Raw genomic sequence first — 12,908 nt, 5'->3', positions numbered from 1 at the left:
GCGCGCGTCGGGCGGCCTGCGCGGCGGCACGGGCCGCGCTTGCCAGCGCCAGCCGGGCGGGCGGCGGCGGATTAGCCCGCGTCGCCCGGCCCCGCCGTGGCGCGCCGCCGGCCGGCCGGTTGGCCGAGTTCGCCGAACCAGAGCGGCAGCGCCAGGGCCGGGAAGGCCATCCCGGCCAGCATCGCCGCCTGCCAGCCGAAGCGCGCGTAGAGCCAGGCGCCGAGGGCGGAACCGAGCGCGCCGCCGGCGAAGAACAGCGCGAAGTAGAGGCCGTTCAGGCGGCTGCGCTGCTGCGCCGGCAAGCCGAAGATGGCGCGCTGGCCGAGCACCAGGTTGGCCAGCGCCATGTCCAGCACGATGGCGGCGGCCAGCAGCAGGGCCGGCGCGGAAATGAAAAAAGCCAAGCTGGGCAGCTTGGCTTTCGGGGTGTGGTCACACCGGGTGAGGATTTTTTAGAACTGGTTCATCGTGTTGTCTTTGCCCGATGCCTTCAGTGCCGCTTCGCCGCTGAAGTATTCCTTGTGGTCGTCGCCGATGTCCGAACCGGACATGTTCTGGTGCTTGACGCAGGCGATGCCCTGGCGGATTTCCTTGCGCTGCACGCCGGCGACGTAGCCGAGCATGCCCTGGTCGCCGAAGTAGTCCTTGGCCAGGTTGTCGGTCGACAGCGCGGCGGTGTGGTAGGTCGGCAGCGTGATCAGGTGGTGGAAGATGCCGGCTTCGCGCGCCGCGTCGGCCTGGAAGGTGCGGATCTTCTCGTCGGCCGCCTTGGCCAGTTCGCTCTCGTCGTACTCGACGCTCATCAGCTTGGCACGCTCGTAGGCGGAAACATCCTTGCCTTCGGCTTTCATGCTGTCGAACATCTGTTGACGGAAGTTCAGCGTCCAGTTGAACGACGGGCTGTTGTTGTAGACCAGCTTGGCGTTGGGGATGACCTTGCGGATTTCCTTGACCATGCCGCCGATCTGGGCGATGTGCGGTTTTTCGGTTTCGATCCACAGCAGGTCGGCGCCGTTTTGCAGCGAGGTGATGCAGTCGAGCACGCAACGCTCTTCGCCGGTACCCGAGCGGAACTGGAACAGGTTGCTTGGCAGGCGCTTAGGACGCAGCAGCTTGTCGCCGCGCTTGATGACCACGTCGCCGTTGTTCATCGATGCGGTCGACACTTCCTCGACGTCGAGGAAGGAGTTGTACAGGTCGCCCAGGTCGCCCGGTTCGCGGGTGACGGCGATCTGCTTGGTCAGGCCGGCGCCCAGCGAGTCGGTACGGGCGACGATCAGGCCGTCGTCCACGCCCAGCTCGAGGAAGGCGTAGCGCACGGCGCGGATCTTGGCCAGGAAGTCCTCGTGCGGCACGGTGACCTTGCCGTCTTGGTGGCCGCATTGCTTCTCGTCGGACACCTGGTTTTCGATCTGGATGCAGCAGGCGCCCGCTTCGATCATCTGCTTGGCCATCAGGTAGGTCGCCTCGGCGTTGCCGAAACCTGCGTCGATGTCGGCGATGATGGGCACGACGTGGGTGATGTGGTTGTCGATCTGGCTCTGGATGGCTTGCTTGGCGGCGCCTTCGGCGGCGTCCAACTGGCGGAACAGGCCGCCCAGTTCACGCGCGTCGGCCTGGCGCAGGAAGGTGTAGAGCTCTTTGATCAGGCCGGCGACGGCGGTCTTCTCGTGCATCGACTGGTCCGGCAGCGGGCCGAACTCGGAGCGCAGCGCGGCGATCATCCAGCCCGACAGGTAGAGGTAGCGGCGGTCGGTGTTGTTGAAGTGCTTCTTGATCGAAATCATCTTCTGCTGGCCGATGAAACCGTGCCAGCAACCCAGCGACTGGGTGTACTGGGAAGGGTCGGCGTCGTAGGCGGCCATGTCCTGGCGCATGATCTTGGCGGTGTACTTGGCGATGTCCAGACCGGTCTTGAAGCGGTTCTGGGCGCGCATGCGCGCGGCGGACTCAGGGTTGATGGCGTTCCAGGCGCTGCCTTCTTTGTCCTTGAGGCCGGCGACGGCTTTGATATCGTCTTGATATTGTGACATGTGATTCTCCTAGATAATAAAACAAAATTAATAAAGTAATATTAAACGCCGCTAAATCCGCTCAGCCGCCACCGACTCGGCGCTGAAGTAAAAGCAAAACTGCATGGATTAATGATAGACGTCTTTTTGGTTTGCGCCAACTCTTATATAAGACATATAACTTAAATAAATTTGTTTGTTTTCAGTTGCTTGCATATTGTTTTTCGCTATGTGGAATGTATTTTCAAAAAATGGAATGAGGGGGCGCATTTTCCGCATGGGGTGGATTTCACATTGTGGAGTTAAATTTCGGAACTAGGAATTTTCCCGATGGGGCCGGCGCGGACGATACGCCACAGCACGCGCCGCCGTCCGCGTTTATTCCGGACGCGACAGGTAAACAGGTCTATTCTTTGGGCTTGCCTTGCGCGCCTGGTGCGGGCGCGCTTCTTCGACAAGTACGCCACCCAGGCAAGGAGAACGGCAGCGGGCTCGGCACCTGTTCGGCGCGCCTGATCGCCCAGGCGCACGGCGGCAGCATCGCCATGGCCACCTCCGAGCAGGACGGCACCACCTTGACTATCCAGCTGCCGGGCTGAGCCCACTTGTCTGCACCAGCCGCCAGGCGGCCGGGATAGGGATAGGGATAGGGATAGGGATAATTTTCCTGGAGTTGGCTATAGGAAAGTTCTTTCACCCTATAATTGGTAACTCCGCCACAGCTGACTGCCCCACATGACGACACACCGCAAGCAAGCGCCACACGGCACCAATTCGCCATTGGGAAAAACGCAACAGTTGTTTGCCGAAGGCTTGAATCTTCACCGCATGGGACAGCTCGACAAGGCTTTGTCCTTGTACGAGCAGGTGTTAAAGCTGGCGCCCAAGCATTTCGACACCTTGCATCACATCGGCATTGTCGCCTTCCAACGGGGGAACTACCCGTTGTCGGTTGATTTCTTGCGCTTGGCCCTTGCTGTCAACGCCGACGTCGCCGCCGTACATGCCAACTTGGGTAACACCTTTGAAGGAAATGCAGCGGCTTGACGAGGCGCTGGCCAGCTACGACCGATCGATCGCCCTGAGCGGTGGCGACGCCGACGCCTACTTTAATCGGGCCGCCACCTTGCGCGCCTTGGGCCGGCTTGACGATGCGCTGCAAGGCTACGACAAGTCAATCGAGTTCAACGACAAGGACGAGCAGGCTTGGCAAAGCCGTGCCGTGGTGTTGAAGGAACTAGGGCAGTACGAGGCCGCCGAGGAGAGCGTCGCGCGCGCCCTTGCCCTGAATCCAAACTTTGCCGAGGCGCACTGGGGCAAGGCTTTGTTGGACCTGCAGCTGGGCCGCTTCACCGAGGGGTGGCGCGGCTACGAGGCGCGTTGGAACGTGAAAACGCTGCACATTTACGACCGCGAGCGTCCCCGGGGCGCGCCTTGGCTGGGGCAGGACTCGCTGCAAGGAAAGACCATTCTGGTCTACGCCGAACAGGGGCTGGGCGACACGCTGCAGTTTTGCCGTTACGTGCCCCTGTTGGCGCAGCGCGGTGCCAGGGTCGTCCTGGAGGCGCCGGGGGCGCTGGTCGGCTTGCTCGGCAGTCTGGACGGCGTCGACGAGCTCGTCGCCAAGGGCAAGCCGCTACCCGAGTTCGATTACCACTGTCCTTTGATGAGTTTGCCGCACGCGTTCGATACGCAACTCGACACGATACCGGCCGCCGTGCCGTATTTGTCCAGCGATCCGGACAAGGTCGCGCAATGGTCCTCCCGTCTTGGGCAACAGACGAGGCTGCGGGTCGGCGTCGTCTGGAGCGGCAATTCCCTGTTTGGCAACGACAGCAAACGCAGCCTCGCCTTGGCCGAGTTCGCGCAGCTGTTCTCCAGCAATTGCGAATTCGTCGTGCTGCAAAAGGAGTTGGCCGCGGCCGACAAGGCGGCGCTCGCATCGCACCACAATGTGCGCCAGTTCAGCGAGTTGATCGAGGACTTCAGCGACACTGCGGCGCTGTGCGAATTGATGGATTTGGTCGTGACGGTCGACACCAGCGTGGCCCACCTGGCCGGCGCCTTGGGCAAGCCCACCTGGGTGTTGCTGGCGAATAACCCGGATTGGCGCTGGCTGCTGGAGCGCTCGGACAGCCCATGGTATCCGAGCACGCGCCTGTGCCGCCAGACCCAACGGGGCAACTGGACCCCGGTGCTGGAGCGGGTGCGCGGAGCGCTGGATCTGCTGCTGGCGAACCAGGCCGCCGAATCGGCGCAGCATGCCTGCCCCGTGTGCGCGACCGAGACGGTCATCCACGACGTCGTCGACTTCAACAAGAGTTGCGAGGAGGCGCGCCAGCGCTTCCTGCCGTTGTCGGGCCGGCCGATCTACTACCATCGCTGTCCGGGCTGCGGCTTCGCGCTGGCGCCCGAGTTCCGCCTGTGGTCGGAGCAGGACTTCCAGGAGCACATCTACAACGCCGCGTACATCGACGTCGATCCGGACTACGTCAGCAAGCGTCCGCTTGGCAACGCGGGTTTTCTGCACGAGCTGTTCGGCAAGAGTCGCAAGGCGATCCGCCACCTCGATTACGGCGGTGGCAGCGGCGTGCTGTCGGCAGCCCTCGGCAAGCAGCAGTGGAACTCGAGCTCCTTCGATCCGTTTCCGCAGAACGATAGTCGGATCGACGAGTTGGGGAAATTCAATTTGATCACCGCCTTCGAGGTGTTCGAACACGTGCCCGACGTGGCCGGCCTGATGCGCAACATCACCAGCCTGATGGAAGACGAGTGCGTGGTGATCTTCTCGACCCTGCTGTCGGACGGGCATATGGAGCCGAACAGCCGGATCACCTGGTGGTATGCCTCGCCGCGCAATGGACACGTCAGCCTGTTTTCCAAGCAGAGCCTGGTTCTGCTGGCCGAGCAGAACGGGCTGCAGTTCGGCAGCTTCAGTCCGGGCGTGCACTGCTTCTTCAACCGCTTGCCGGCCTGGGGGCAGAAGCTGGCGGGGGGCTAGGGACGGTAGCTCGCCAAATACCCGTCAGCCCGCATGACTTGGCGCAATGACTTGGCACGGTTCCTGGCCGGGGCGGCACCGCCGCGCGGCGATGTTGCGGCGAAACTGGTACATATTCTCCACCTTGCGACGATAAAGGCGAATGCTGAGGTGACATAGGCATCAACATCGAATACGATTGCTGGGCGGCAAGAATTGTAATAAATTATCACCGATTGACGACCAGCCGTTCCAAGCTACGAGGGCGGTTTTACCGAACGTCCCGCTGAGGCGATGTTGAATAGGCATTTATGAATCAGTTTTCCGAAATGATCTGGCATCGTTTGACGGGTTTGATGCCGGGCGAACTGACGCAAGGCGAGCTGGGTTGGCTGTTTTCCCCGCACTCCCATCTGTCCCTGCTGGCACGGCGCCGGGCGATCTTGATCGTCAACCGGGTCCGGCTGTTCGCCTTCCTGTTCGCCGTGCTCACCCCGATATGGAGCGTGGTCGACTTCGTCGTGTTCCCCTTTCCCCTGTGGGGCCAACTGGCGCTGATGCGCTTTGCCGCCTGCGCCGCGTTTGCCAGCCTGCTGTTCTACTATCGTTCCAACGGCGACCTGTTCAACGCGTATCGGGCGATTGCCCTGCTGTTCGCCATCCCGACGGTGTTCTATGTCGCCTCGCATACCCTGCTGACGTCCTACCAGCTGACCGGAATGTCCGCCGCGATCGGCGCAGGTTACGCCTTCCTCCCCTTCGTTCTGTTGGCCGGACTGGCCGTGTTCCCGCTCGCCATCGTCGAGAGCTTCATCATCGCCAGCCCCATCCTGATCTGCCAGACCGTGTCCGGCTACCTGCGCTGGACGGTGATGGACTGGCCGACCTTCGCCGGCGCGTTCTGGCTGCTCGTGCTGATCACCGGCGTGGCCTCGCTGGCCGGCATTTGCCAGCTCGCCTTCATGATCGCTCTGGTGCGCCAGGCCATCCGCGATCCGCTGACCAATGCCTTCTCGCGCAGCAGCGGCGCCGAAATCATGGACCTGCATTTCACCATCGCCCAGCGCAACAAGGAACCGTTCGCCGTCGCCTTCCTCGACCTGGATCATTTCAAGCGCATCAACGACCAGTTCGGCCACGAGGCCGGCGACCGCGCGCTGATCGCCATGACCGAGAGTGTCACCCAGCATATGCGCCACGGCGACGTGCTGGTGCGGTGGGGCGGCGAGGAATTTCTGCTGATCATGCCGCGCACCATGCTCGATCAAGCGGCGACGGCCATCGAGCGGCTGCGCAAGGCCGGTTTCGGCGAGCGCCCGGAAGGCGGCCCGGTGACCGCCAGCATCGGCATCGCGGAGTGGGGCGCCGACCAGGCGGCCGACTGGAAACAGCTGGTCGAGATCGCCGACCAGCGCATGTATGCGGCCAAGCAGGGCGGCCGCGACCGCGTGGTCGGCGGCGAGCCCTGCCTAGTCTCGGCCGTTGGGGCCTGAAGGGCATCAGCGGCGTTCGCGCTGCTGGTCGACGTCGTACGACCCCAATTACGACATAGGCGCGCGCCTGTTGCGGCGGAGCGCCCCGACCAACATGCCCAAGCCCAGCACGAACATCGACGCCATGCCCGGTTCCGGTACCGGGCTCGCGATGAAGGACAGGTTGTCGGCGTAGCCATCGTTGTCGTTCGAAGCGAGGCGCTCCATCGACAGCCAGAACGACAGCTTGCTGGTGCCGGCGGGCATGATTCCCACGGACTCCCGGTAGTACAGGCCTGTCTGGTTGCCGCGATCTTGCGGGGTGACGGGGCCGATCGAGGCGTTTCCTATCGCATTGTTCGCCGCATCGAGAAACTGCACAAAGAACAGTGCGTTGTCGCCCTGGGCGGCCCAGCCGCCCAGCCATCCGCTCAGGGAATAGGAACTGGTATGGGCCGTCGGCACGCCGAAGTCCAGGGTCTGAGAGCCCACTGCATACTGCCCGAGGCCGGCGAACATCTTTGTTCCGCGATCGACCGGGCCAGGCTGGGTGGGCAGCACCCAGTTGTTGCCATAGTCCACCGACTGGACCATGTCGTAACCCGTGTAGCCGGTCCAGCCGCTCACGCCTGCTTCGGCATCGCCGTTGACAACGAGGTTCTGACCGTAGATGACGTCAGCCTTGCCACTACACGCCACGGCGAACAAGGCCGCGGCAACGAAAAATTTGCACTTCATGAAAAGCTCCTTATAAAAATCAAATGACGCGGTACTGGTCGAGTTGCGCTGCCCCGCGCATCGCCGGGTCACTGATAGACGGCAAGCCGTTTTCCAGATGGCCGGCGAAGCGGCGCAACCAGCCCGGCGAGCCAGCCACACGCAGGCTGTAGTCGTACCAGTTGGAACTCGATGCCAGGGGAAGCCGGACGGCGCTCCTCGAGCGTGCGACGACGCGCACTTCCAAGGGCTTGTTCGCGTAATACTTGTTGGCGGTGAGTAAGAAGGTGCATGGCTGCGCGCCATTGTTGACCAGGTCAATGACCAGTTCGCCGGCGCTGCGTTCGGCGCGCAGGCTCATTTCCGGCCATGCCGCGTTGCCGTCACCGCGCACGTCGCCAACGATGTGGCGATGAAAGCCGTTCGGTCCCAGTACCCAGAGATCGTAGGCGGATGCGGTGTTCCAGCGGCCTTTGAGCTGTTTGCCAGGTTCGACCGTATAGCGGCGCGGGGCCTGCTCCAACGCCAGGCGGTCGTACACATGAAACACCGCCCCGGCTTCGCCCAGGTTGTCGAATCTGAGCTCCACCTGGCCGCCTCCGAGCGGCACCTGCGCCTGCACCTGGAGTTCGTAGGGCAGGGCGCGCGCCGGACGCACGCCGGCAGCCTGGACGGGGGCCGTCAGAGTGGTCGGCGTTGCCGGTTTCTTGGTGTTTGGCAGGCTCAGCGCCATCGAACGCCGCGCAGCCGTTTCCGGCAGCAGTTGCTTGAACCCGTTGTCGTTCGGGTTGGCGAAGTCGAAACAGGACAACAGGTTGCCGCTCACCGCACGGCGCCATGGGCTGATAAGCGGCTCGCGCACACCGAAACGCGCCTCGATGAAACGCACCACCGATGTGTGGTCGAAGACCTGCGAATTCACCCAGCCGCCCTTGGTCCACGGCGAGATGACATACATCGGAACGCGCGGCCCGAGACCGTAGGGGCGATGGTGGGTACGCGCGTCGGCGCCGTTGAGCACGTGATGGTACTCGCCGGTCGTGTCGACGGTCGACGCTCCGGCGAGCTGCGACTGCGCCGGATTGCCGCCGGAACTCGTGTACGCAGGGACCGCCGGCGGTGGCATGTGGTCGAAGAAGCCGTCGTTCTCGTCGAAGTTGATGATCAGGACCGTCTTGCTCCAGCTCTCGGGATTGGCGGTCAGGGCGTCCAGCACGCGCGCGATGTAGTCGGCGCCCGACGCAGGACTCGAGGAACCCGGGTGTTCGGAGCCTTCGGCGGTCGCGACGACCCAGCTGACCTGCGGCAGGCGGTTGGCCAGCACGTCGGCCTTGAGCAGGTCGATGTCGCGCGTCGTGGTGCCGCGATCGCGCAGGGATTGCGAATAGCCCGGCCGGCGATACCACGCGTTGCGGAAAGAGCGGAATCCCGCCAGCGAGTTGTCGGTGAAGTTGTCGGCCATGTTCTGGTAGACCTGCCAGCGGATACCCGCCGCTTCGAGTCGCTCCGGATAGGTGGTCCACAAGTAGTCGGTGGACATGTCCGGATTGAAGTCGTCGCGGCTGTTGTCGGTCGATGGGCCGCCCGCGGCCGCCAGGGGATCGTTGTGGCCGCTGAACAGGAACAGCCGGTTTGTGTTGGTGCCGGTCTGGGTTGCGCAGTGGTAGTGGTCGCAGATGGTGAAGGCACGCGCGAGCGCGAACTGGAAGGGAATGTCGGCGTCGGCGTAATAGCCCATCGCGTGGTTCTGCTTGACCGTGCACCAGTCGTTCATCCGTCCGTGGTCCCACGCCAGCTGGGCGTCGAGCCAGGCATGTGGCGTCCCGGCCACGCGCATGACTGGAAAGTCCTGCACCGTGTTGAGCCGGAACGGCGCGATGGCGCTGCCCTGGGGCCAGTTGGGCCGGCCGGGCACCGGCGCCCCTCCGACGGAGCGCTGCACGAAGACCGATTTGCGGTTGAAGAGATTTTGCCGGTCCATCACCGGAATCGGAAAGGGATCAGCGAATCCCCTTACCCCTTCCAGGGTGCCAAAGTAATGGTCGAAACTGCGGTTCTCCTGCGTCAGCACGACGATATGCTCAACATCCTGCAGGCTGCGAGTGCGCTGGTTGGCGGGGAGGGCCAGCGCCTTTTGGATGGACGGTGGAAAGGTCGCAAGCACGGCACTTGCGCCGGCCGACTTGCCCATTTTGCGGAGGAAGTCACGTCTGCTCATGCATGCACCGGCGTGCGTGCGAGCGCGAAATTGAAAATATGCATTTGATTGATCCAGGTCGATTGTCAGGGAAACATGAAAACTGAAGTCAGGCAAGGCAACAACTTACGCAACAATGATGAAATGTTGATGACATGGCATGCAATTTGATAGCAATTCACTTGTTTCGGTAACAATCCTGGCCAGGCGCCTCCGGATGGGAACGGACGGCTTTCAGCCGCCCTGGATTCGGATGGCCGCCAGCATTCTTGTGGGTTTTGAGCTCCTCGTCTGGTTCTCGACCGCGGAAGGTTCAGGCGCTTGGACTTGTTACGCGACGACGCCAGTTGCGCGTTGAGACTGTGTCGTGGGCACGTTTCACGGGCTCAGGGCGAGCGCGGCTGGACGCTGGGCCTGCCTGGCGACGTCCCGGCCGGTTGGCTGGCCGAACTGACGCGCGCTCGAGCTCAACGGGGATAACAGGGTAGCTGCCGGCGCAAGGATTGCGCGCCCCGCAAAACAAAAACGCCAAGCGGCATAGCTTGGCGTTTTGTTTTGGTTTCTTTCTGAACTGCTGGTGAGCGACCGCTGCTTCCGCCGCGTGGTCTGGAACGCGTCGAAGGAAACTTGGGCCCAGCTGCACGAACAGGCCTTCCGGACCACCCGCGCCTAGACTTGTTGCGCCATCTTCTTGCATGCCTCGAAAGTGCGTTCGGGGTAGCCGCCCCAAAAGATAGGTTCGAACTTGCCCCCAATCAGTTCAAGCTGCTCTTGCAACGCCGGCCGGTCATTGGCCATGCAGGCGAAGTAGGCGTACATGTTCCGATGGTCGGTATGCGGATAGCGCTTCAAACGATCTTCAAAGCCGATTTTCATGCTTGTCCAGGATGCGTTGGTGCTGGTGAACAGCGTCTGGTGCACCTGGCCATAGCTCAGGCCCGCGTAAAGCCGTGCATACATTTCCAGGCCGCGCTTTTCGCGGGTGTTCTTGTCCGCCCACGCGATGAAGCGATCGACTGCTTTTAGATCGCCACCCCACTTTGGCAGCAGGGCCTTCTGCATCGCGAAGTAGAGATCGTCGTCATCGGGATTCTTGGCAATCCCGGCCTCGAACACCTGCATCAGATGTTCCCTGTCCCAGTCCAGGTGCAGGCCGATCTCCAGCATGCTCCTGTTCCAGGTGCTGTCCTTCGCGGCGAGTGCCTCGGTCTTCTGCAATTGCTCTTTGGCCAGGTCGAGATACTCGCGAAACTCGGCCCATGCCGTCGGCGAGACGGTGTTGACATAGCCGTCACCGCGACGGACCCATGCATGGGCCATCAAGGTTTTGGCATAGAGCAGTTGGGCCAGCACCGATTGAGGGTACTGATGGGCCCATTGCCTTGTCAGTGCATCGAGTTGCTGGTAATACTCGTCGGTAACCCGGAGGTTTGAATTGTTGATCTCGCCAATCCCCTTCCAGAATTGATCCAGACGCGGCGTGCCAGTGAGTTCGGAGCGCACTCCCGCCTTGCCGTAAATTGCGTACAAGCGCTCGAGTTCAGCGAAGTCGCCCCATCGATAGGCCGTTCCGACCAGATCTTGCACGGCGGGTGCGACCTGATCCTGGGCCTTCGCCGTGATGACGGCCAGGGCCATGAGCGTCATTGCGCACAGCGCACGAGAGAAATTAATGAACTTCATTTTCATCCTCACTCAGATGCCATTGCAATTCAAACCGCACAGTTGAATTATTGCCTGGAGGATATTTTTTCCTCTTTTCGGCATAGTCCAAGGAGGCGGCGTCGAGCAGCGATTCAAAGGCGATGGGGGCGTTGTCGTACACGCCAGGGACGGTGATCTTGCGCGATACCACCTGGGCCTTGAGGAACTTGCCTTGGTCATCGGTGTGCGCTTCAACGGTCGTCGATCCTTCCACGTTGAAGAGGGCGGCGACAGGTGGATAGGCTGGTTGTTCTTCGTTTGGGCGCGCTGTGGCGCCCTCCTGGACAACGGACGCTGGCGCGTAGTCACGGGCGTCGGCCATCGTGGAATAGCGATAGAGAGTGAGCGCCGTCATCTTGTCGATCTTGCCGCTTGCCAACTGCGAAGCGAGCCACCATTGGCTCTTGGCGCACTTATGCCACCGGTTCGACCCGGTCGACTGGCCCGGCTTGCGGTCCCGATCAAAGAGTCGCCTAGCCAAGGCAGGTGCCATGGGCTCGGCGACGACTGGCAGGCCCGCGCGCATGCGCGCGATGGCGTGGTCAGCCGCATCGAGCTCTTGCGTCGTGGGACGTGGTGGCAGGTGCTGGCGCTTGGTCCCCCAACGGGACAGCAATTCCCGTTCCCCCGCCAGTAGCGCCGGTCGGCTATCAAGGGGCGCGGCCTGGATCATCGCGATCCGCTGAGCAAAGTAGGCCGAAGAAGGCGCGTTGCAAGACGCTGGCGCCAGCGCGGCTTTCAGCCATGCCTCGTCCTGCGCCGGCCCGCCGCTCTCTACCGACCAGATCGCTAATTCGTTGATCGAACGGAAATTTAGCGACTGCGACGGCGCGCGGCTAAGCAGGCCCGGATTCCCCGCCACGGCCCGCTCTTGCGCAATCCACACAGGCGCCAGCGTTCGCACGCGTGCCAAATGCTCCTGTGCAATCTGGTTCGCGGCCTGGCGCAGGGGGGGATCCAGCGCCAGATTGCTAGGCAAGTTGAAAATATACTTGTTCCACTCAAGCATGCTGCCGACAATTTCCTGGTCTTGTGCCGCCAAAATCTCTTGCGCCGTAGGCGTTCCGGCAGCAGCAGAGTCGACTAGGGGCAACAACACAGCACAATGAATGGCGAGGCCAATCCACCCTCTTTTACGTAATGTAATCAACAAGTGTTTCCCCCAGCCCGTTCTTATTTTCATAGTGAAGCCAAAAATGGCGAGAAAAAATCAAAACATTCGAAGGGCGGCAAACCCTTCAGCTGCGACCTCGAGTGGGAGCGGTAAAAAGAATCGGCTCTCCCACAATTCAAGACCCCTTGAGCGGAGACACAGTCGAATCGCCCGTCCCTTTGGCTCGAACGAACGGATAAGAGAGGGCTGACATTGACGCAATCGACCAAGGGCACTGCCACATCGATTCTACGCTACTGGTCTGCGGGATGGTGCAAAAAGATCAACATTGATAATTTTCACACTGTCGGCGTGATTGATGCGCGCGAGATGTCTCCCGAGACGATGGCGCTGATCGAGCAAACCGGCGATCCGGTGGCGGACATGCCGCGCGCGCCGAATCGGAAATTGACTGAACCAAAGACGACGAAGCCCAGAAACGACAACGCCCACTTGCATGAGTGGGCGTTTCTTGAGGTCTGTTCTTGGTGGCCCGGGGCGGAATCGAACCACCGACACAAGGATTTTCAATCCTCTGCTCTACCAACTGAGCTACCAGGCCAAGGAGCGAAATTATAACGGGCCGAGACCGGGTTTGGCTAGTCCCCCGTGCAATTTGTTATTCCTGCAAGGAAATTCACTGATTGACACTATTGCATACCCGGTATAAATT

The 12,908-nt window shown here is 61.7% G+C and carries 9 protein-coding genes, 1 tRNA gene and 1 pseudogene; 4 read left to right on the top strand and 7 right to left on the bottom strand.

The genetic code is table 11. The features are described from left to right. Window positions 1-71: 71 nt before the first annotated feature. A pseudogene (locus QC826_RS25960) lies at window positions 72-386 on the bottom strand (MFS transporter); the annotation flags it as partial. A gap of 66 nt (window positions 387-452) precedes the next feature. Further along, window positions 453-2,033 (bottom strand): isocitrate lyase, encoded by a 1,581-nt coding sequence (locus tag QC826_RS25955; RefSeq protein WP_279763060.1) that lies wholly within the window; start codon window positions 2,031-2,033, stop codon window positions 453-455. A 392-nt stretch (window positions 2,034-2,425) separates the two neighbouring features. On the opposite strand from QC826_RS25955, the gene QC826_RS25950 reads away from it, so the two are divergent. From QC826_RS25950 to QC826_RS25935, 4 genes are all read left to right on the top strand, one after another. Beyond that, complete coding sequence (locus QC826_RS25950) at window positions 2,426-2,611, top strand: hypothetical protein (RefSeq protein WP_279763059.1); 186 nt, start codon at window positions 2,426-2,428, stop codon at window positions 2,609-2,611. A gap of 136 nt (window positions 2,612-2,747) precedes the next feature. Further along, a complete protein-coding gene (locus QC826_RS25945) occupies window positions 2,748-3,059 on the top strand; it encodes a tetratricopeptide repeat protein (protein ID WP_279763058.1) in 312 nt (103 codons plus the stop codon). Next, window positions 3,046-5,013 carry a methyltransferase domain-containing protein gene (locus QC826_RS25940; protein WP_279766603.1) on the top strand — a complete coding sequence of 656 codons (1,968 nt, stop codon included), beginning with the start codon at window positions 3,046-3,048 and terminating at the stop codon, window positions 5,011-5,013. Before QC826_RS25945 ends, QC826_RS25940 begins: the two co-directional genes overlap by 14 nt. Window positions 5,014-5,303: 290 nt before the next feature. Beyond that, the gene (locus QC826_RS25935; RefSeq protein WP_279763057.1) at window positions 5,304-6,485 is read left to right on the top strand and encodes a diguanylate cyclase; all 1,182 of its coding nucleotides are present in this window, start codon (window positions 5,304-5,306) and stop codon (window positions 6,483-6,485) included. Window positions 6,486-6,533: 48 nt separating this feature from the next. On the opposite strand, the gene QC826_RS25930 is transcribed toward QC826_RS25935, so the two are convergent. From QC826_RS25930 to QC826_RS25910, 5 genes are all read right to left on the bottom strand, one after another. Next, window positions 6,534-7,202 (bottom strand): PEP-CTERM sorting domain-containing protein, encoded by a 669-nt coding sequence (locus QC826_RS25930; RefSeq protein WP_279763056.1) that lies wholly within the window; start codon window positions 7,200-7,202, stop codon window positions 6,534-6,536. A 19-nt stretch (window positions 7,203-7,221) separates the two neighbouring features. Next, on the bottom strand, window positions 7,222-9,399 hold the full coding sequence (locus QC826_RS25925) for a phosphocholine-specific phospholipase C (protein ID WP_279763055.1): 2,178 nt from the start codon (window positions 9,397-9,399) through the stop codon (window positions 7,222-7,224). A gap of 648 nt (window positions 9,400-10,047) precedes the next feature. Beyond that, window positions 10,048-11,061 (bottom strand): DUF4034 domain-containing protein, encoded by a 1,014-nt coding sequence (locus QC826_RS25920; protein ID WP_279763054.1) that lies wholly within the window; start codon window positions 11,059-11,061, stop codon window positions 10,048-10,050. After that, entirely contained in the window at window positions 11,048-12,124 is a 1,077-nt protein-coding gene (locus tag QC826_RS25915; RefSeq protein ID WP_279763052.1) for a hypothetical protein, read from the bottom strand. The genes QC826_RS25920 and QC826_RS25915 overlap by 14 nt, the downstream gene beginning before the upstream one ends. 597 nt (window positions 12,125-12,721) lie before the next feature. Then, a tRNA-Phe gene (locus QC826_RS25910) sits at window positions 12,722-12,797 on the bottom strand. Window positions 12,798-12,908 lie beyond the last annotated feature (111 nt).

Source organism: Rugamonas sp. DEMB1 (assembly GCF_029834475.1).
GTDB classification, from domain to species: Bacteria; Pseudomonadota; Gammaproteobacteria; order Burkholderiales; family Burkholderiaceae_D; genus Rugamonas; species Rugamonas rubra.
Note: the sequence above shows the minus strand (reverse complement) of the source record. Positions and strands in the feature narration are given on the sequence as shown.